Raw genomic sequence first — 21,427 nt, forward strand, 5'->3', positions numbered from 1 at the left:
GAATTCCTTTAAGTTTTTTCATAATATATTAAGAATATTGATAATAACCAGACTAGTGTCATAAAGTTTGGTATGGGACCAATTGCACCGCTTTCTAAGATACCTGTAACAAGCACAAAAACAAAAAGCGCAGACGATAAGCGGCCTTTAAAAGTAATAAAACGATAGAATTGGAAACTAATTAGCAGGAATATTGGGAGTGACCCAATAAAGCCAGTAGAAAGTAAAAGCTGCAGCATAAATGAATGACTATTTACAGTTGTCCAGCCCCAGCTTGTTTCAAAATTAAGCGGTATAATTATCTTAGAAGAAGCGTAGCCATAGCCAAAGTAGGGGCTTTCTTTAATTAGTTCCCAAACAACTTCCCAAATTAAGGTTCGTCCTGTAAAGGTAAATAGCTCCTCAACACTGCCACTACGTGACAAGCTAGGTAAGACATATTTATACAACTCAGTAAAGTAAATAACGGTTATAAAACAAAATGTAAAATATGTAGCTGTATAAAAAAAAGCAAAACGACGATAGAAAAAAACGTAAGATAAAGCCAACAGCAATGCCAGCAAAGATGTTCTACTTTGACTAAATATTAAAATACAAAACAATGTGAATATAAGTAGATACATAGTGATATTTTTTTTTCTAAGTATATTTTTACCCATCACTATAACAATAAATAAAGATACTGCAGCAAGCTGTCCTAGCGAATTAGCATTAGTTGTAAGCCCTTTAAAACGAACGCCTTCTATGTAACCTAAGTCATTCCAATATTCTTGATACACAAGATCCGGACTTGCTACAGTAGCTACTAATGACAAAACAACTAAAGATGATGTTCCAATGACAAACGCTTTAAGCACATGTTCTTTGTCTAGCACTGTAAATAAATATATATAAAATACAGTAAAACAAACAAATACAAATGACGTGACAACAGAATATAAACCTGCTGGCGAAAATGGGGAAGTTGCAAATATGTATAACGAAAACATAATTATAAGCAACTGATAATTGCACTTAATTTTATACCCCAACGCCTTCCAATAGACAAAGCCTATCAAACCACAAAATGACCAAACGATGACTTTTATTAATATTTGTATGTCAAATCCTGTAGACTCAACACCTCTATTACGAAAAGATGACAATGTTATAAAAATCAAAGCTGCGTATAAAAAAAATGCAAATTTAGGTGATAGTTTAATTTTCATGATTGTCTTTAAGTATTAAAAGTCGCAAAGTAAGTACAATAATCACTAGCCAGCCTATCAACATTGCAAATGGCACAGCAAAATATCCCATGTAGTTATTTGTAAAAAAAAGAGTTATTAGGGCAAGTACACTTGCAAAAAAACGGTTAGTGAACATGTTTTTTCCAAGACTACAAATATATAAACCGTTCTCTAAAAAGTGGCCAAATATCATGGCTATATAAGCGAGTAAGCACAATGTTATAAGAGATTCTAAATCATCAAATTTGTCCTGAAAAATAATAGAATTGATCATGTCATAATTGTAAACAACCAGTAAATAGTAAGTTAAAGAAAGTGAGGTGCAAATCAAAGTTGCTTTAAATATTGATATTCTTAAAGCTTTTAAACCTTTACTGTAATACCTTTTTGCTAAATCTTTTTTATCAAATGAGTCAATTGCACTTATCAAGACTTGCACTGGTTGTAATAAGTTTCTAGCAACAGCATAAACACCTGCGGCTACAGGCCCCAGTAAAGCACCTGCAAATATTATTAAGAAGTTATTATAGAAACCATACAAAAAACCTCCACACACTTCATATTGTTTTGATTTAAAACGCTTTATAATTTTTAAATAAGAAATATTGTATAGCTTTTCTTTTTTACCAAAGGGCAGTGAAGCAAATAAAAGTGATAGAGGGTAACTATAACTGATGAAATCACTTTCAATAAGTAGCCAACTTAAGGTCACTAAGCTACAAATTAGAAAAAAAACGCTCCACAATATTTTATTATAATTAAGTAACAACCAAGCCGTTCTTTTTTTATATTCGTAATGCCAAGAAAGTATTACATATAAAAATATAAACCCGGAATTAATAATTAATTTCACATCTGAAAACAATGAATATACATAAAACACTAATAAAGCGAACAAAGAAGCTATTAGGCTCGCTGTAAATGATAGTGAGTAAAAGTAGCTGCTTTTATTAAGTGAATATGAAAACTTTGATGTCATCATTGGTATGATTATCAGATTTCTTTGAACACCCTGAAAAAAAACAGCTAAAGCAATACAAATAGAGAATATTCCAAGACTTTCAATAGTCAAAAATTTAGCCATGTACAGAAAAAATAAGAAACTAGAAATTGAAAAGGCAAATTGATCAACCAGTGCAACTAATAACTTATATTTCATTTATGGCCTTTATAATGTCATTAGTTTTATTTGACCAAGTATGGACTGTCATATTTTGCTTATCAGTAATGTTTGTGTTTAAAGCTAATGACAAATTAACCAGAAATGTTTCATGACAATTAGAAATATAAACAGCTTTGCTTTCAAATTCATAACAACCACTAAATTGAGTAGAAACAATCGGTTTACCTGCTGATAAATACTCTTTAAATTTAATTGGGCTACAATATTTTATCCAATCGTTTTGCAACCAATACATTGCAAGCACATCAGCTTTATTAAGATACGAAGGTATCTCCTCCTGTTCCTTTTTACCTAAAAAAATCACGTTTGATGGTAAATTTATATCATTATCTAAGCTCACATCACCAACAAGGTAAAAGTTAACATCTGAATGTTGCGCTGCAGCTTTTAATAACAATTTAATATCGAATGTATGTGAGTCAATTGCTCCTACAAACAATACTTTTTTCGCATTATCATTATTCAATTCATTTTTTAAATTGTAACTTCGTTTATCAAAAAATACATCTGCAATACCATGTGAAATGTGTAAAGCTTTTTTACAGCTGAGCTCTTCGCTATTTTTTAATTCATTTGAGGAGTATATAGTTAGCATCGCACTTTTTTGCAATAATTTAACGTGCTGCTTTATGTATTCAAAATCACCATCACTTAACTCCTCATTCTTATCCGTTCTCTGATAAATAACATCTTTTGATAATTCAAGTGCTGTTTTAGAAACAGTTGGTGTAACTACCCAAATAAGCGGATTGCTCATACCTAGTTGTTTTGCGTACCACTGTATTTGAATCTTCAATAAAAAAGCTGATAATTTTTCAGAACTTTTACCGGGTAAGTAAAATGGTGAATAAACAAAAAAATTGTCGCTAACTTTAACAGCCCCTTTTGCAATACTTTTTAGTTTGCGAATTATTTTATTTAAAATCTTCGAAGATTTTCCTATTGTTGGCACCCTCATTCCAACGGAATTCACAAATAATATTTTTTTATCTTTTGATAGGCATTCCATAACCTTCATATCAAAGTGGCCATGATTGTGATACCACCAATCCTCGCCAGCAAAGCATATTACTCCATCATATTTACTATATTTTTCCATTTTACAAAATCCCGCGGGTATCGATAACAACTTTTGAAGCAAACTCTGTCTTATCTGCAGCTTTAAATTGTTTATGATCAACTAATACTACAACAACATTTGCTTGCTCTAGCGCGCTTTCTAACGACACTAAGCTGACATTTTTATCTACTAGGTTAGCTGGTAGCTCTGAAATGTTTGGCTCTACCGCTAGTATTTCACCAATATTTTTTGCTGCTAATTCTTCAACAATATTTAATGCTGGGCTCTCACGAAGATCGTCAATGTCGGCTTTAAATGAAAGGCCTAAACATGCAATCACTGGGCGTTTAAATTCATCAGCGGCTTTTGCTACTTTTTCAATTACGTAAAAAGGTTTGGCATCGTTAGTTAAGCGTGCTTGTTTTATTATTTTTGCTTCGTCTGGGCAACTTGCAACAATAAACCAAGGATCTACCGCAATACAGTGGCCGCCAACACCTGGGCCTGGATTTAAAATATTTACACGCGGATGGCGGTTAGCAAGCTTAATAAGCTCCCACACATTAATTTTTAATTTGTCACAAATGACTGACAATTCATTGGCAAAGGCAATGTTTACATCGCGAAATGAGTTTTCGGTTAACTTGGCCATCTCAGCGGTACGGGCGTTGGTAATAATACACTCGCCGCGCACGAAAGTTTCGTATAACTTAACGGCTTTTTCGCTACATGCTTTGCTCATACCGCCTATTACACGGTCATTTGATACCAGCTCTTGTAATACATAACCAGGTAAAACACGTTCTGGGCAATGCGCAATATTAATGTCGGCGGCATCGCCTTTATCTTGTGGGAACGTTAAGTCAGGGCGCGCTTCACTCAACCAAGCAGCTAGTTGCTCCGTTGCACCTACAGGTGAAGTGCTTTCTAAAATAACTAAGTTACCTTTTTCAAGCACTGGGGCAATCATTTTTGCAGCCGATTTAATATAACTTAAGTCGGCGCTGTGGTTACCACTTTCGCTGTGAATAAACGGTGTAGGCACAGCTACCATAAACGCATCGGCTTTTTCTGGCGTTGTAGTCGCTCTTAAATTACCAGTAGATACTACGCCGCGAACTATTATGTCGAGATCAGGCTCTACTATGTGTATTTCACCAGCATTAATAGTATTTACTGCTTTCTCACTTACGTCTAAACCAATTACTTTCATACCGCGCGATGCAATAACCGCCGCAGTAGGTAAACCGATATAACCTAAACCAACCACAGAAACTGTTTTAATATTCATTTCACTCTCATTCTTATATTAGTTAATAACCAATTAAATTACGGCTAAATTTTGGAACATATTTTTTTACTGAAATAGCAATTAATATACATATAATAACCACTAAAGATGTAACCCCGAATAGGCAGGTCCATTTGTAAATAAAAGAGTTCTCTATATCATCAATTAAACTAACTCTATTTAAAACTACTAGGAAAAATGGGTGTAAAAAAAACACGGCAAAGCTTGTATTAGTTAACATCATAATCTTACAGTTTTTAAAATTTTCATATCGCGATAAGAAAGCAAGTAACATAAAACACATTAAAATCTTCTGTACATATGATATGTCTATTCTTCCAGTACTAAAAAAAGCCTTATGAAAATTCCCTTGAACACCCATTCCATATTGATAAATAGCTAAAAAGATAATCATGAACAAAAGCCATTTTTCTTTATCTCTAAGTAATTTACAAACATACTCATATTTACAGCTTGTCAGTGCCCCAATCAGATACACAGGCAGGTAATAGATTAACGATTGCAATGGGTTTATATTCGCTAATGGCCTATGTATTAACATTGACAACAAACTAAGTATTATAATAATCAAGCATTGCTTTTTAATATCGAGTTTTAAATAAGTAATAACTAAGGGCGAAATAGAAAACATCAAAGCAATAAAAGGGATATACCAATATGCTATTAGATGTCTACCTGTTAAATAATATTTAAACAATGGAACTATGTACAATTCGAGATAGCTAACATCACTCCCTAAAAAAAAGTCACCATGCGATGGTTTATTTATTAGTACTAATAGAACTACTGGTAAAAAGCTTAATATCAAATAAGGTACTAAGACATTTTTTGTCTTTTTAAGCATAAATTGCTTATAATTGAAGTCTAAAAAAAATACATGGTGAAATAAAAACCCGGATATAAACACAAATAGCGTGGTCCCTCCTGATATCAAGTTTAAAAAAACACCTTCATAAATATTTAATTCCCCTTTAAAAACAATAGGGAAAATATGAACCATAACAATTAGTACTATTGCTAAAGCTCTAAAATTATTTAGTGCATTGATGTACATATTAAATACCTTTAATAATCGCATCAATTATACGCTCACACGCTTTGCCATCACCATAAGGGTTATGTGCACGGCTCATTGACTGATATTCTTGAGCGTTAGTGAGTAAGTTATTCACTTCACTCACTATGCGAGCTTTATCTGTGCCTACTAATTTAACTGTACCTGCTTCTACCGCTTCTGGGCGTTCTGTGGTGTCACGCATAACAAGTACAGGTTTACCTAGGCTTGGCGCTTCTTCTTGAACACCACCTGAGTCGGTTACGATTATGTGAGCTTGATTCATTAAGTACACAAATGGTAGGTAGTCTTGCGGCTCGATTAAATGCACATTAGCAACATTTTTTAGTATGCGATTTACTGGTTCGCGTACATTAGGATTTAAATGCATTGGGTATAAAATTTGTGTATCTGGGTGCGCAGTTGCAATTTCTACCAATGCCTCACAAATTCGCTCAAAACCGCCACCAAAGCTCTCACGGCGGTGCCCTGTAACTAAAATAAGCTTTTTAGTTTCATCGAGTTCTGGAAATTTAGCTTTTAGAGTTGAAATTAAAGCGCTGTCGGTTTTTACTTTATCAACCACTTGTAATAATGCGTCAATAACGGTGTTACCAGTAATTACGATATCGTCAGCACTTACCGCTTCATTGAGTAAGTTTTGCTGCGATGTTTGCGTTGGTGCAAAATGCAGCTTTGTAATAGCACCAGTAAGCTTGCGGTTACCCTCTTCTGGCCATGGTGAACTTAAGTTGCCTGTTCGTAAACCTGCTTCTACGTGCCCCACTGGAATTTGCTGATAAAACGCCGCTAAACTTGCAGATAAAGTAGTACTGGTATCGCCATGAACAAGCACTAAATCTGGTTTAAACTCTTCAAGAATAGGTTTTAGACCTAACAAAATATTTGTTGTTACATCGTATAAGCTTTGACCCGGTTTCATAATGTTCAAATCGTACTCGGGTACAATCTCAAAAAGGTCTAAAACTTGGTCAAGCATTTCGCGATGCTGAGCAGTAACACATACTTTTGCGTCAATACCGTCTGCTTCATTTAGCGCTTTAACTAGCGGTGCCATTTTTATTGCTTCAGGTCGTGTACCAAAAATACTTAATACTTTAATAGCCATGATTTCCCTTTAATTTTTTACTAACCGGTTTTGCATAACTTTATGCATTTGCCATTAATTGCTTAACACGCTTTGTAAACTCTTCACCTATTAGGTTTGATTGCATTGCATACTCTACATTTGCAAGCATATAACCCAGTTTTGAGCCGCAGTCGTGCGACTTACCTTTTAAATGATACGCTTCAATTGTTTCAAGGTGACGTAACTGCAGTAATGCATCTGTTAATTGAATTTCGCCGCCTGCGCCTGGTGGCGTAAATTCGAGCAAATCCCAAATAGCAGGCGACACAACATATCGCCCTGTTATGGCTAAATTGCTTGGCGCTTCGTCATTGTTTGGTTTTTCAACCATGTTGGTAATGGCTGCATTTTCGCCTGGGGCAATATTTTTACCCGCTAAATCAACTACACCATAGTTGTGCACTTCTTCATGTGGGACAGGCTCAACCATAATTTGGTTATGCTGGGTGCGCTCAAATCGGCCGATCATTTGCGTTAAGTTATCAACCTTTAGGTTCGACTTATATTGATCGATAATGACGTCTGGCAACAAAATAGCAAAAGGGTTATTGCCAATGATTGGGCGAGTTTCAAGTATTGCGTGGCCTAAGCCTAACGGCGCTGATTGACGAACCGAAATAATGCTTACATCTCGCGGGATTATTGAACGAACTTCTTCTAGCAAGCTGCGTTTTACACGGGCCTCTAGGGTCGCTTCTAGCTCAAAGCTGGTATCAAAGTGATTTTCTATTGCGTTTTTAGATGCATGAGTTACCAGTACAATTTCTTTAATACCGGCTTTTACTGCTTCAGTTACAACATACTGGATAAGAGGTTTATCGACTAGCGGAAGCATTTCCTTTGGCGTTGCTTTGGTGGCTGGTAGCATACGCGTACCTAAACCTGCAACAGGCAAGACTGCTTTTAATACTTTCACTTCAATTCCTTTTATCGTTTTTTTATTTTTCGTAGAAACTTATTGATGCTGTTGCTAAATTTAAGCATGTGTTTTAAGTGCTACTGTCCGTATGGGCGGGTATTATACACACCAGATAAATTCGCTCAATACAAAAAAGCAGCCTTTTAGATTGTTTTGTGTTAATGGGTTGTTAATTTAAGGGTGGGTGCACTTTTTATAACCTATCATTTTAGTTTCAATGGGAATATAATTACCGCGTTAATTTTTTAGGGATGGGCTTTGTGCGGGTAGGAATTTGCATAATTATACTAGTGTCTTTTTTTGCTTGTGCACAAGACATGCTTTTACATTTGCGTAATAGCGATATAATTACCCGTGCCAAACAGTTTTATGGTGATGCTGGCCACCAAAGAATAAAAAACTGGCTGAGTTTTATAGATGACTCTGCCGACAAAAGCGAATGGCAAAAAATTCATTTAGTTAATGACTTTTTTAATAAGCATATAAAGTACAAAACCGATGACGAGCTTTGGCAAAAAAAAGATTATTGGGCCACGCCACTAGAAAGCTTAGGGGTGGGTATGGGTGACTGTGAAGACTATGTTATTGCAAAGTATTTTACTTTAATAGCCTTAGGAATCCCTGAAGAAAAAATACGCTTTATGTATGTACGCCAGCGTACGGTTAATCAACCTCACATGGTGCTTATATACTTTGAACAACCTAATCAAATACCGCTAGTACTTGATAATTTTAATACAAAATTGGTACCTGCCAGTAACCGTGGTGATTTAAAACCTATATATAGTTTTAATGGCCAAGGTTTATGGTTAGCCAAGTCGAAAGGGTTAGGTAATAAGGTTAAAAATAGTCGTGGTGTTTCTGCTTGGAACACCATGCTTGAGCGAATTGAACAAGGTGAGCTTGCGCCCGCCAACGATAACAATAAAGGAACTAGTAGTTATGTCTCGACTCTTTAAATATGGATTGAGTTTAAAGACTCAAGTATATGGCTTGATCATTTTAATTTCGATAATTTCGTTTTGTGTACGCGTTATTACCGACGTTGATACAACCCGTAATTACTTACAAACGCAAATGGCTAGCCACGCGCAAGATACCGCTACCAGTTTAGGCCTTTCTATCTCTCCTTATTTAGAAGACGACAGCCTAATGATTGCCGAGACGATGGCAACCGCTATTTTTGACTCTGGTTACTATAGCCAAATTAAATTTACTGACGTGCAAAACAACATCGTTTTTGAATTACAAAACCCTAAGCGTGTAGAGTCTGTTCCTAGCTGGTTTATAGGTGCTGTTGAACTAAGTGCACCAACTATGCATTCTGAAATAAATAATGGCTGGATGATGGCCGGCACCCTTGATGTAACCAGCCATACTGGGCAATCGTATTTAACCTTGTGGCAGCACACCTTGCGCAGCTTATACAGCTCGTTTTTACTCTTAGCAGCGTCACTGGCAATTGCATTTTTAATATTACGTGCGGTATTTAAGCCACTACAAGCAGTCGAAAACCAAGCGATGCTAGTAACACGGAAGCGTTTTACCTTAAATAAAGAAATACCGGTTGCTCGAGAACTTCGCACTGTTACACAAGCCATTAATAACATGGTTTTAAACCTACAAAGTACGTTTGATTCACTAACAAAACAAACTCAAGCACTTACCGAAGAGGTATACATAGACTCGTTAACGGGGTTAGGTAACCGCAAGTCGTTTGAAAACCACTTTAATTCAGTTGTTAATAATATTACTGACGATACACCCATTACCGCAATGATGCTTACCTTGCCCTCGTTAAATAATATTAACCAAGTTGTAAGCTATCAAGATGGCGATCAGCATGTATTAGATGCAGCAAAAATACTTAAACAGCTTGCTGATGAGTTACCAAATTCATCTTTATTTAGGCTCAACGGCGGAACGTTCGTTTTATTAGCCCCGTATGATGTTTTATTTTTCAGTAAAGCTCGCTTAGATGTGAGTGATAAGTTAAGTCAAAAAGAAAATAGCTCACACATTAATGGTTACGCTAATTTAGCCATAGTTGGCATTGAGCAAGGCGCTGCCTTGGGTGAAGTGTTGTCGTTACTTGATACTAGTTGCACTATTGGCGAAGATGCTACATTAGACAATACCGATAAAGAGTCATTATTTAGTGTTAACCAATGGCGTACTTTAATTAAGTCGATTATCAATGCGGGTGAAGTGAGCTTTTCAGTGCAGCCCGTAAAGCAAGCTAATAAAACTGACTCTCAATGTTATTTTGAAGTATTTGCCCACTTTATTCATGAGGGTGAAAAAGTAAATAATGGCCACTTATTCGCCATGGCTGAAAAGTTAAATTTAACCGAAGAGCTCGATAAAAAAATTATACGAAGCTTTGTAGATATAAAAGAACATTACCCTAATGATGTATTTGCACTTAATATTAGCAAGGCATCGTTGTACTCAACTGACTTTATACAATGGCTCACCCTTTATTCGCACACTAAACCCGTTATTAAAACAAACCTTGTATTCGAACTGCATGAAATTGGTTTGCTCTATAATGTGCACGTAGCTTCGTTACATATAGATGCAATTAAAGAGCTGGGTATTAATGTATGTATTGAACACTTTGGCACTAGCTTAACGTCGTTCAGGTATTTACAAGGTCTTGATATTGAGTATGTAAAAATTGATGGTAGTTATATTCAAGATTTAGTAACTAACCCACAAAGCCAGTTTTATATTCAAACAGTTAATAATATTTGTCATGGTTTTGGTATTAAAGTTTTAGCCTGTTTAATTGAAAAAACTGAAACGTTAGAGATACTCGAATCCTTGGGATGTGATGGGGTACAAGGTAATTTAATACTGTCACCATCAAAAATTATTAAATCTAATGAAAATGGCGTAAATAAAGAGTTTACTTTTTGCGCCGATGCGCTAAAATTTTGCAATTAAAACTCAACCTAGGGACGAGAAATGAAAAAATTACTTTTAGCTGGCTTAGTAGCTAGCGCAACAGCTCTTACTGCTCTTCCAACCCATGCACAAACGGATAACGATGCTGTGGTTCAAGAAGTGAGCATAAATAACATTATTGATATTCTTAATAACGCTACCGCAGATACTTCATCTGAGCAATTACGCGAAGACTTAGTGGAAGCTATTAAACGTATTTGTAAAAACAAAGAAAAAGTTGAATTAGAAGAGAAATTACTAAATGCCGCGTGTAGCGCTGCAGACATTGATGCGATGGTTGCAGCTGTTGTTGCCCAATTTGGTGCAGATAACCCGTTAATTTCTGACTTTTTATCTGCACTTACGGCTGCAGGTTTAGACTCTGATGCAATTACACTTGCTGCAATTACTGCAGGTGTTGATGCAACCACTGCTTCTGAAGCGACCGCTGCAGGCCCTGGTGTAGGTCAACCTGCTCCGCCAGTAGGCAGTTTACCAACATTACCAACACCTCCAGGCTCTGGTGGTACAGGTGGTGATAACGGTATATCTGAAGTCGGTAACTAGTTTTTACCATAAGTATATTTAAACGCAGCCTATTGGCTGCGTTTTTACTTTGTTTGAGTTTATTTTGAATCGTTTTATATTTTTTTTAATTTGTTTGATCCTATTTTTACTTCCTCTTCCTTTAGGTAGTTACCGACCTTGGGCAATTTTAGCTATTGGCATTTTAACTAGCTTTACCTTTATTACCCATCTTACCCACAGTGTGTTAAATAACACCCAACCGCTGTTTCCGCCTCGCTATTCCTGGCCACTATTTTTTACTCTAAGTGCAGTTATTTTAGTGTGTGGTATACAGCTGTTTGGCGTGAGTGTTGATGCATTTCAAACCAAACAAATGTTATTAAAAACCTGCTTTTTAATCATGCTGAGCTGGTTAATATTTAACTACTGCAATAGTGCAGAGCGAATTAAAAAGTTAATTTATGCTGTTATTTGTGCCGGTGTATTTCAGGCGTTGTACGCTAGTTATTTAAACTTATCTCCCGATATAGTAAGCCCTTTATTTGGCTACAAACATACAGATCGTGCAATTGGTACTTTTACCTACTCTAACTTTTTAGCTAACTATTTAGCATTGTGCCTATGTTTAGGCATTGGTGTTTTAATTAGCGAACTAAAACGCACTAACAACGGCTATAAACCTACTTTAAAGCAAACATTACGTGCTTGGGCGGAAGTATTATTGAGCTCTAAAATAATTTTACGTATATCCCTAATTATAATTATTGTGGCGCTTATTTTAACTCGTAGCCGCATGGGTAATTCGGCCTTTTTTATAGCCTTAATTATAGTGAGCTTACTGGCGCTTTTTGTTTATAAGCAAAAGCCTAAAGCCTTTAAATTGCTGATTGTGAGCTTTTTCATTATTGATTTAATCATTATTGGTGCTATTTTCGATGTAGAGAAAGTAAAACAACGTATTAGCGAAACCAGCTTGCAATCAGAAACACGAGATGAAGTTGTACGTGACTCCATTCCACTGATTTTAGATAACCCAATATTGGGCTCTGGTGGCGGTACTTTTTATACTGCGTTTCCTGCGTATCAATCTGAGCCCTACTCTGGCTACTACGACAATGCGCATAACGATTATGTACAATTTGCAGTTGAGCTAGGTATTCCTGCCACAGCGTTATTAGGACTGCTGGTGCTTTATTGTTTGTGGTTATGTATTAATACTATGCGAACGCGTAAGACGGCGCTTTATCAGGGGGTGGCGTTTGGTTGTGCTACGGCCATAGTAGCCATGATGCTACATTCGTCGGTTGATTACTCCTTACAAGCCGGCGCAAACTCGATGTTGTTTATAGTGGTGTTATGTTTAGCTATATTAACCAATAAGTTACCGGCACCAAAACGGATTAAAAAAAGACGAAGTTAACGGGCTGCGGGGAGCGGGTTACGAGCCTAATACCCTCATACTTTAAACATGCGCGAGGTAAACTCCCGCCTACGAATAAGGGTAACATAGCGGTTTATTGTAGGCGGGGCTTTATGCCGCGCAAAGAAATTATTAACAAAGAGAGTTAAGAGACGCTGCGCTTTTGGATATTTACCCCCAACTCGAAGCTCGTCGCTCATCGCCCGTCGCCCGTCGCCCGTCGCTAACGACATTAAAAAATGACGCGACATAAAGTCGCTGCTACAAGTTGGCAATAATATCGACCTAATTCTTGTATTAAATCACTGCTCTTCTAAATCAAATTCGGTGGTGTGGCCGTCGCCGTGGATTAGTTGGTACCTTGCTAAATTACCCGCTTCAAGCGTGACTAAGCTAATCGCTGAATCGCTTACTAAGTACTTTTGCCCTTTGCCTTTAGTTTGGTGTTTGTCTACTTCCATATGCCAGCGTTTGGTAAAAAAGTTAAGTGGGCTTTTGGGGCCGTATAAAATAGAGTCGAGCTTATCGAGTATATTTATTAGCTTGCGTGGAAACTCATTTTTAATGCCACTGGCTGTCAGTTGCCAAATTCTGTTGGGATGATCGCCAAAACGCTTTTGCACTGAAAAACAAAACGAATAGTGTACATCGCCCGATAAAATCAGCGTTTCGTTTGGGGTGTCGGTGCGCCTAAAGGTGTTGAGTAACTTTTTGGCTGAGCCTTCGTGGGCCATCCAGTTTTCTACATCAACCATCAGTGGTTGCCCACACATATTAAACACCGCTTGAATTGCCTCTATCGATTTAACCCCAAACACGGGAGCAGGCGATACAATAATTACTTGGTCATGGCTTAATAGGCTTTCTTCTAGCTCTGTGAGACGTTCCCAATCAAGTAAGCCTGAGGGTTCATTAAAGTTTTGCTCATTACGCCAACGATGCGTACGGGTATCGAGCACCACCACTTTAGGAATGGTCATTAGCTCGTAATGCCAATGGTTAAAATCGTTAAGGTGCTTATCAAACGCTTTAAATTGCCATTGCATATCGCCGGCTAAACAGTCGTTAAAAGGGCCAAGTAACGATCCGGTTTTTTGCAGTGCGTCGTTGCCCATTCCCTGAAACAACCAATAGCTCGCTAAGCCATTATTTACAATACGCTTGCTGCTGGGGTTTTGATTAATGGCTTGCTCCCACCCTGCGGTGAGGTTCCAATCATCGGTTACATCATGGTCATCAAACATCATTAAGGTAGATACATTGGCAAACAATCGCTCTACCTCTGCTAAACCTTGTGCATAGTCGATTAATGCGGTTTTTTCTGCATTAAATAGCGCTTGATTTTTTCCGTTACCACCTGAGTAACTTAAGTTATTTAGGTCAATGTATTGCCATGCTTGGCTACTAAAATTGAGTAAATACAGTGCTACGAACTCTTCAAAATGAATCAGATGATTATACGCTTTTACACTAGAAAAATGCGGTTCGTCCTTTTTTAACCAATAGCCAATACCTAGTTTTGAGCGGTTTTTCCATGAGGTAGTTGGCAACAAGTAATGGCGACCATACAACTGTTCTGCAATTTCAGCGGGTAAATCTAAATCAAGTGGCTGCTCTTTATAAACACCCAAGTGCTTAATTAGCTGATGTATCGCTAATAACATGGGGCCAGCTACATCGTCAGCATAAATTTGATCGCCCGAAAGCAATAATAACTGTGCCCCCTGCTGTTCATTACTTCGCTGAAAGGCTTGCCAATGGCTTGAACTTACTAGGCTGTCTTTTGCAGGATGATGCGCATTGCGGCACGAGCCATGTAATATTTGCGTTAGTTTTTTGGGGATCACAAATTCAGGTAATGGCTGATTGTTAAAGCTAAATGCTGATAAATCAACAGGGGTGTCATCAAAAAATAGTTGGTATGATAATAATGTATCGCGCGGGAACTGACTGTTTATAGGTTTAATTACCACAAACTGTAAGAATAAATGCTCCCCTAGCCTTATGGTGTCTTGTTCGCTATAGCACTCGTAGCCAATTAGCTCTACACGGCAATTTACTGGCTTTGAAGTAGCAAACTGAATACATACTGCGGTTTTTTCTGCTCGGCGCACCATGGGCCCCATAATTAACAGCGGGTGTTGCACCGAGAGAGTCGTCATGAGGTTAGCCTTTAGCTGCTAATTTAAATAAAGAGTAAAAGTTATCAGTAGTGGCTTTTGCCAACTCGTTAAAGCTAACGCCTTTGAGTTCACTAATGTAATAAGCCACGTCTTCAACATACGCTGGCTGATTAGTTTTACCACGATATGGGACTGGTGCTAAATAAGGCGAGTCGGTTTCAATAAGCAGTCGATCAAGAGGAATTTGCTTTACTACCTCTTTAAGCTCTACCGCATTTTTAAAGGTCACAATGCCTGAAATAGAAATATAAAATCCCATATCAATGGCTTTTTTGGCCATATCCCAATCTTCAGTGAAACAGTGCAATACTCCACCGCAATTTTCTGCTTTATGTTCACGCATTAAATTAATAGTGTCGGCACGGGCATCACGAGTATGAATAATAAGTGGCTTTTGTAATTCATTAGCTACCTCAATATGGCCAACAAAACTCGCTTGTTGCACTGCATGGGTGTCTTTTGCGTAGTAATAATCAAGCCCAGTTTCACCTATGGCTACTACTTTGTCGTGTGAGGCTAAATCAATTAATTGCTGTTTGTTGAGTGCGTCTTTTTGATCCAGTGGATGCACGCCACATGACGCAGACACGTCATCGTAATGCTTAATTTGCTCTAGCATATTGGGGAACTGATCAAGTGTGACACTGACACATAAAAAGTGCTCTACTTTTTTAGCGCGTGCATTATCAAGTACTTGGTCTAGGTTTAAATCAAGTTTATCAAAATCAAGGCGGTCTAAATGGCAATGAGAATCTACAATCAAAATAAGGCCTGTTTTTACTACATGGTATAAGTTGGATTGCCGGAGTTTAACATAGTCCCCAGCAGTTTTTCGATCTTCGCGTTTAGATTGGTTTTATCATCTAAAAAGCTAATGCCGATCCCCGGTGGATTTGAGCTCTGAGCGCCTTGTGGAGTGACCCACGTAACCTTTCCGGTTACCACGTCATCTTCTAGCGCGTCAGGTAAGGTAACGCGTAAGGCAAGTGAATACCCAGGTTCATAACGCATATTGGTGCGTACAAATAACCCACCTTTTTTTAAAAAAGGCATGTAACAGCGATATAGTTCATCAAGGTCGTCTATATCTACTAATAGCTCTTGCATATCTAGTCCTTTTTATTGGTTACGTAATGTATACGCTAGTCGTGATACCGCAAGCGGTAAATTTAACCCAAGTATTTGTATGTTATTCTGTAAAAAATCATTCAGCGCTTGCTGAGCTACTTGATAAGAGTCAAAACTCATGCCATTTAAAAGCTGTTGTTTGAGCTGCTCACTTAAAAATAAAGTAAAAATACGAACAAGCTCGGGCTGTTTATTTATTATATCGACTAACGCATTGAAATTATGGCTTTGTTTAAACTCAGTTGCAAATTTATAAAGCGTATCAATATTTTCTAGCTGATTTTGCTGTTGCCACTGCTTTACTTGCAATGGTTGGCTATAAAATAACGACAACCAGGTATAGTTAGGCACATCCAAACTACTTAACCATTGTTGTGCTAATTGGTTATTGGTTACTTTAACCTCGGTTTTAGCACAGCGGCTTAAAATAGTCGCTGGTAACTGCGCCACTTGGCTGGTTGTCAGGATTAAAAACCGACTATTACTTGGCTCTTCAAGGGTTTTTAATAACGCATTAGCGGCTGCGGTGGTCATTTTTTCGCAGTTTTGAATAATCGCTACTTTATTGCCATTTTGAGCCGCGGACTGGTGCATAAAATCGCTTATGCCGCGAATATCATCAACACCTATGCTTTGCCCTTCTACTTGGGTAATGCGTTTGTCTGGGTGTGTACCCGCTAAGTTTAATGAGCAACTTTTACATTGCCCACAAGGTCTTAGTACGCTAGTGGGGCTACTTAACTGTGCTTGCGTATTTTGGCATAACAAACTGTTTGCAAGTTGCTCACTTAGTTCAAATTTGCCAACCCCAATGGGCCCACAAAACAGTTGCGCATGATGAAAACGTTGCGCTTTATAGCTTTGAGTTAAGCGTTGCTCTACCTCATTAAGCCACGGCAATGCCATATTATTTTAACCCTGAAAAAAACGTGCGTAGTACATTGGTAATATCACGGTGCACTTTATCGATGCTTTGGTTGGCATCAACTGTTTTTATGCTGTCGTCATCATTTGCAAGCTCAATGTAACGCATACGGGTGCGCTGAAAAAACTCAATAGCTTCTTGCTCAATTCTATCTAGCTCACCACGGCCTTTTGCACGTTCAAGGCCAATAACAGGGTCTATATCTAAGTAAATAGTTAAATCGGGTTTTAAACCTTTTAACACCATAGACGATAACGACGCTAACGTGTTTGCACTAATTCCTCGCCCACCGCCTTGATACGCCTGTGACGATAAATCGTGACGATCAGCCAATACCCACTGGCCTTGTTCAAGCGCTGGGTTGATCACATTATGCATTAGTTGTGAACGCGCGGCATACATAATTAGTAGCTCAGTTTCAAAAGCTATTTCTTCTTGGTGTTCTGCTTTTACTAAAGTACGTAACGATTCAGCCAGTGGTGTTCCACCGGGTTCGCGCACATTGATAAAATCAACATGGTGATGATTTAAAAAGTCTTGGCACAGGGCAATGGCGGTAGATTTACCCGCGCCCTCTAGGCCTTCTATAACTATAAATTTTGGTTTCATAAACACTAATTCTTTTTATTTAAAATATACTGGTTAACCGCCGCATTATGTTGTTTTAATGTGGTTGAAAACTGATGGCTACCATCGCCTTTGGCTACAAAGTAAACATACTCGCTTTTGGGCGGGTTTACCGCCGCTAAAATGGCTTCTTTGGAGGGCATGGCAATCGGTGTGGGCGGTAATCCGTTAATACGATAGGTATTATACGGCGTGTAATTCCTTAGGTCTTTACGTTTGATATCGCCGTCAAAATCTTCGCCTAGTCCATATATTACGGTTGGGTCGGTTTGTAAGCGCATATTAGTATTTAAGCGATTAATAAACGCCGAAGCAATTAACGGGCGCTCACTGGCAAGCGCGGTTTCTTTTTCGATAATAGAAGCCATGATCAGGGCTTCATAGGCGGTATTGTAAGGTAAATCACTTGCCCGTTGCTGCCATGCATCTGCCAATGTTTGCTGCATTTTTTGCGCTGCGCGTTTTAATAAACTACTCGCGCTGTCGTTACTATGATAATGATAAGTATCGGGAAACAACCACCCTTCAAGGTGAGTTTGCTTGCCGATTATTTGCTCGCCAAGCTGTTCGAGTTTTAAATCGTTTTGTAAATGTGGAGCAATTTTTACCGTATTTAATACATCTCTAAGTGCCTGACCTTCAATAATGGTAAAGCTAAAACTAATTTGCTCACCTTGGTTTATTTTTTTTATGTTGTTTATTACGCTATCTGCGCTCAACTCATACAAACCCGCTTTTAAATCGGTCAAGGTTGGGTCGAGTTTAGCTAATATTTGAAACCGCCAGCAATCTTCAAGCCACTGCTGTTGTTGCCACTGACGACATAACTTATTAAAACCGGTGCCTTTTTCAACTTTAAATTGAGTATTAGTATCTAATTTTAATGGCGTTTGAATGGTTGCTTGTAATTGCTGGTAGCCAATCACAGAGCTAAAAAAAGCCAGTAGTAATACTGATAATATAACTTTTAACACTAAGCCTCCTTGGCTAATAACTCGTTTAGTAATGATTGACTATGCGCAATATCAAAACAGTGCTCACCTATACTTTTGACGGGCACAATTTTCATTAAGCTGTTACATACAAATATGGCGTCTGCTTGGGTTAGGTCATCAACGCTGACAGTTTTAAATTCAACGGTTAATTTATCACATAAAGATTGCAGAAAAACACCTTTAATGCCGCATTCATCGAGCCTTGGGCTAAATACTTTATTATTTTTTATTGCAAAAATATTAGCCGCTGAGGTTTCAATTACATTGTTGTTGTAATCAAGCACTAACGCATCATCGCTGTGCTGAGTTTGTAGGGCATTTTTGATCAGTACTTGTTCAAGCCTATTTAAAGTTTTAAGTCCAGCTAAATGAGGTTGAACGGCCAGCTTAATCGGGCTAATAGCTAAGCTAATTCCCGAATCTGTTAAGCTGTTGTAATGATCTGGATAAGCTAAAACACTCACAATAATGTTTAAATTACATTCACTTGGTGGCGCATAGCCTCGCCCGCCCTCGCCTCGTGTTACCACGATTTTAACAACCGCTTGCGCCTGTGATGCTACTTGCTGAGTAATGTGCGATTCAAGAGCAGTAAACTCAAGCGCCGGAAAAGCTAAACGCTGCGCACATTCAATTAAACGTGTTCTGTGATAAGCCCAATGCTCAACCTGTCCATCAGTAACCATTGCGGTGGTAAAAAAGCCATCGCCATAATTTAAGCCCCTATCATGGGTGCTTATGCTACTGGTTTCGTTTGCTGCTATTATTGTTTGCATATTTTTTTACACATAAAAAAACCCAGTTAAACAACTGGGTTCTTATTGTCGTTCGTTGTTAAAAAAGATTATACCTTTTTAAACAGTAACGAGCCATTAGTACCACCAAACCCAAATGAGTTACACAAAGCGTAATCAAGTTTAGCATCACGTGCTGTATGCGGTACGTAATCTAAATCACAGCCTTCATCTGGGTTATCTAAGTTAATCGTTGGCGTCACTTTTTGCTCGGTCAACGATAAAATAGATACTATCGACTCAACAGAGCCCGCCGCTCCAAGTAAGTGACCCATCATAGATTTAGATGAACTTACCATTACATCTTTAGCTGAATCACCAAAAATAGTTTTAACCGCTGACGTTTCTGCTTTGTCGCCCGCATGAGTAGACGTACCATGTGCATTGATGTAGCCAACTTGCTCTGCATTTACTTGCGCATCATTTAATGCGTTTTCCATAGCCAGAGCTGCACCTGCGCCATCTTCTGGTGGTGAGGTCATGTGGTACGCATCACCACTCATACCAAAACCAACAAGTTCTGCATAAATTTTAGCGCCACGTGCCTTCGCGTGTTCGTATTCTTCAACAACCACCACACCGGCACCATCAGAAAGCACAAAACCGTCGCGGTCTTTATCCCACGGACGAGACGCTGCTTGTGGATCGTCATTACGCGTTGAAAGCGCACGTGCGGCATTAAAACCACCCATTCCAATTGGTGTACAGGCTTTTTCTGCGCCACCGGCAACCATTGCATCGGCATCGCCGTAGGCAATCATACGAGCGGCATGGCCAATGTTGTGCAGGCCTGTAGTACATGCCGTTACAATTGAAATATTAGGACCACGTAAGCCGTGCATTATAGATAAATGACCCGAGATCATATTAATAATGGTAGACGGTACATAAAACGGCGATAACTTACGTGGGCCGCTGTTTAATAATTTTATGTGGTTTTCTTCAATGAGGGTTAAGCCACCAATGCCTGAACCCACCGCTACACCTATGCGTGTTGCGTTTTGTTCAGTGACTTCGAGGCCAGAATCTTGAAAAGCTTGAACACCCGCTGCAATGCCATACTGGATAAATAAATCCATTTTTTTAGCATCTTTTGGTGACATATAAGCCGATGCATCAAAATCATTGATTAAACCAGCGAAGTGAGTACCAAATTTTGATGTATCAAAGTGGGTAATATTTTGAATACCACTTTTAGCATCTAATAAGCCTTGCCAGGTTGATTGAACATCATTGCCTAGCGGCGTCAACATTCCTAAGCCAGTTACGACGACACGACGTTTAGCCACGGTTTGCCTCCAATAAGGAATTATTATTATACCAATTAACTTAGCTCAGTTTATTTCAGCGTTAACGCTGTTGCTAGTTATGTTATTAGTATGGGGGATGATCATACCCAAGCTACCTCAAAGTGCGAGTCTCAAACCAATAACCAACGCTGAGCAATAACAATTTAATTGCTGATGATGAGTGAGGGTTTGGAATTGAATCATGTACTTTGAGGTGGTTTGGATATAAAGATTAAAGGCAGCGAATGCTGCCCTTAATTTGCGATTAATTACTCAGCGTGAGCTGTAACGTAATCGATTGCAGATTGTACTGTAGTGATCTTTTCAGCTTCTTCATCTGGGATCTCAGTGTCGAACTCTTCTTCAAGAGCCATTACTAATTCAACAGTATCAAGAGAGTCTGCACCTAGGTCATCAACGAATGAAGCTTCGTTTTTAACTTCTTCTTCTTTAACACCTAGCTGTTCGATGATAATTTTCTTTACGCGTTCTTGGATATCGCTCATTCTTCTTTCCTTTATTAAAAACGCCAATGCGTTATTTTCAGATTGCGGCGTAGTTTACGTCCGATAATTCTCTGATTCAATCTTTTGACCATAAATAATTTGCTGGTCAAACCTCTTGAGTGTTTATTTTATCTTTTATCGCTTATTTTCACAGCGATTTCAAGTATGTTTAAAGC

The 21,427-nt window shown here is 38.2% G+C and carries 20 protein-coding genes; 4 read left to right on the forward strand and 16 right to left on the reverse strand.

The window, feature by feature from the left end; translation table 11 throughout:
* Positions 1–8 precede the first annotated feature (8 nt).
* From ACZ5WS_RS13040 to galU, 7 genes are read right to left on the reverse strand one after another with little or no spacing between them, the layout of a single operon-like run.
* Positions 9–1,208: an O-antigen ligase family protein gene (locus ACZ5WS_RS13040; protein WP_464708965.1), complete on the reverse strand. Its 1,200-nt coding sequence runs from the start codon at positions 1,206–1,208 to the stop codon at positions 9–11.
* The gene (locus ACZ5WS_RS13045) at positions 1,198–2,388 is read right to left on the reverse strand and encodes a lipopolysaccharide biosynthesis protein (protein ID WP_464708967.1); all 1,191 of its coding nucleotides are present in this window, start codon (positions 2,386–2,388) and stop codon (positions 1,198–1,200) included. Before ACZ5WS_RS13045 ends, ACZ5WS_RS13040 begins: the two co-directional genes overlap by 11 nt.
* The gene (locus ACZ5WS_RS13050; RefSeq protein WP_464708968.1) at positions 2,378–3,511 is read right to left on the reverse strand and encodes a glycosyltransferase; all 1,134 of its coding nucleotides are present in this window, start codon (positions 3,509–3,511) and stop codon (positions 2,378–2,380) included. The genes ACZ5WS_RS13045 and ACZ5WS_RS13050 overlap by 11 nt, the downstream gene beginning before the upstream one ends.
* Before the next feature lies 1 nt (position 3,512).
* Positions 3,513–4,763 (reverse strand): UDP-N-acetyl-D-mannosamine dehydrogenase, encoded by a 1,251-nt coding sequence (gene wecC, locus ACZ5WS_RS13055; RefSeq protein WP_464708970.1) that lies wholly within the window; start codon positions 4,761–4,763, stop codon positions 3,513–3,515.
* A 22-nt stretch (positions 4,764–4,785) separates the two neighbouring features.
* A complete protein-coding gene (locus tag ACZ5WS_RS13060; protein WP_464708972.1) occupies positions 4,786–5,838 on the reverse strand; it encodes an acyltransferase family protein in 1,053 nt (350 codons plus the stop codon).
* A gap of 1 nt (position 5,839) precedes the next feature.
* Positions 5,840–6,967, reverse strand: a complete 1,128-nt coding sequence (gene wecB, locus ACZ5WS_RS13065) for a non-hydrolyzing UDP-N-acetylglucosamine 2-epimerase (protein ID WP_464708974.1) — start codon at positions 6,965–6,967, stop codon at positions 5,840–5,842.
* A 40-nt stretch (positions 6,968–7,007) separates the two neighbouring features.
* Positions 7,008–7,904 carry a UTP--glucose-1-phosphate uridylyltransferase GalU gene (gene galU / locus ACZ5WS_RS13070; RefSeq protein WP_464708976.1) on the reverse strand — a complete coding sequence of 299 codons (897 nt, stop codon included), beginning with the start codon at positions 7,902–7,904 and terminating at the stop codon, positions 7,008–7,010.
* 263 nt (positions 7,905–8,167) lie between these two features.
* Here galU and ACZ5WS_RS13075 point away from each other — a divergent pair, with 263 nt between their 5' ends.
* The 4 genes from ACZ5WS_RS13075 (at position 8,168) to ACZ5WS_RS13090 (ending at position 12,804) form a co-directional block, all read left to right on the forward strand.
* A complete protein-coding gene (locus ACZ5WS_RS13075) occupies positions 8,168–8,866 on the forward strand; it encodes a transglutaminase-like cysteine peptidase (RefSeq protein ID WP_138606959.1) in 699 nt (232 codons plus the stop codon).
* Positions 8,850–10,856 carry a bifunctional diguanylate cyclase/phosphodiesterase gene (locus ACZ5WS_RS13080; RefSeq protein ID WP_464708978.1) on the forward strand — a complete coding sequence of 669 codons (2,007 nt, stop codon included), beginning with the start codon at positions 8,850–8,852 and terminating at the stop codon, positions 10,854–10,856. The genes ACZ5WS_RS13075 and ACZ5WS_RS13080 overlap by 17 nt, the downstream gene beginning before the upstream one ends.
* A gap of 21 nt (positions 10,857–10,877) precedes the next feature.
* A complete protein-coding gene (locus ACZ5WS_RS13085) occupies positions 10,878–11,423 on the forward strand; it encodes a hypothetical protein (RefSeq protein ID WP_464708979.1) in 546 nt (181 codons plus the stop codon).
* A 64-nt stretch (positions 11,424–11,487) separates the two neighbouring features.
* Positions 11,488–12,804: an O-antigen ligase family protein gene (locus ACZ5WS_RS13090; RefSeq protein ID WP_464708981.1), complete on the forward strand. Its 1,317-nt coding sequence runs from the start codon at positions 11,488–11,490 to the stop codon at positions 12,802–12,804.
* Between the two features lie 302 nt (positions 12,805–13,106).
* Here the strand turns inward: ACZ5WS_RS13090 and ACZ5WS_RS13095 are convergent, their stop codons facing one another.
* The 9 genes from ACZ5WS_RS13095 to acpP form a co-directional block, all read right to left on the reverse strand.
* Positions 13,107–14,966: an alkaline phosphatase D family protein gene (locus ACZ5WS_RS13095; protein ID WP_464708984.1), complete on the reverse strand. Its 1,860-nt coding sequence runs from the start codon at positions 14,964–14,966 to the stop codon at positions 13,107–13,109.
* Between the two features lie 4 nt (positions 14,967–14,970).
* Entirely contained in the window at positions 14,971–15,750 is a 780-nt protein-coding gene (locus tag ACZ5WS_RS13100) for a TatD family hydrolase (RefSeq protein WP_464708985.1), read from the reverse strand.
* 17 nt (positions 15,751–15,767) lie between these two features.
* Positions 15,768–16,094, reverse strand: a complete 327-nt coding sequence (locus ACZ5WS_RS13105) for a PilZ domain-containing protein (protein WP_010389644.1) — start codon at positions 16,092–16,094, stop codon at positions 15,768–15,770.
* A gap of 12 nt (positions 16,095–16,106) precedes the next feature.
* Complete coding sequence (locus ACZ5WS_RS13110) at positions 16,107–17,021, reverse strand: DNA polymerase III subunit (protein WP_464708987.1); 915 nt, start codon at positions 17,019–17,021, stop codon at positions 16,107–16,109.
* A gap of 1 nt (position 17,022) precedes the next feature.
* A complete protein-coding gene (gene tmk / locus ACZ5WS_RS13115) occupies positions 17,023–17,649 on the reverse strand; it encodes a dTMP kinase (RefSeq protein WP_010389641.1) in 627 nt (208 codons plus the stop codon).
* 5 nt (positions 17,650–17,654) lie between these two features.
* Positions 17,655–18,641, reverse strand: a complete 987-nt coding sequence (gene mltG / locus ACZ5WS_RS13120; RefSeq protein WP_290170750.1) for an endolytic transglycosylase MltG — start codon at positions 18,639–18,641, stop codon at positions 17,655–17,657.
* Complete coding sequence (gene pabC / locus ACZ5WS_RS13125; protein ID WP_464708990.1) at positions 18,641–19,438, reverse strand: aminodeoxychorismate lyase; 798 nt, start codon at positions 19,436–19,438, stop codon at positions 18,641–18,643. Before pabC ends, mltG begins: the two co-directional genes overlap by 1 nt.
* Before the next feature lie 68 nt (positions 19,439–19,506).
* The gene (fabF, locus tag ACZ5WS_RS13130) at positions 19,507–20,745 is read right to left on the reverse strand and encodes a beta-ketoacyl-ACP synthase II (protein ID WP_138562960.1); all 1,239 of its coding nucleotides are present in this window, start codon (positions 20,743–20,745) and stop codon (positions 19,507–19,509) included.
* Between the two features lie 269 nt (positions 20,746–21,014).
* A complete protein-coding gene (gene acpP, locus ACZ5WS_RS13135; protein ID WP_008109873.1) occupies positions 21,015–21,251 on the reverse strand; it encodes an acyl carrier protein in 237 nt (78 codons plus the stop codon).
* Positions 21,252–21,427 lie beyond the last annotated feature (176 nt).

This window comes from Pseudoalteromonas sp. 11L1, from assembly GCF_055397545.1.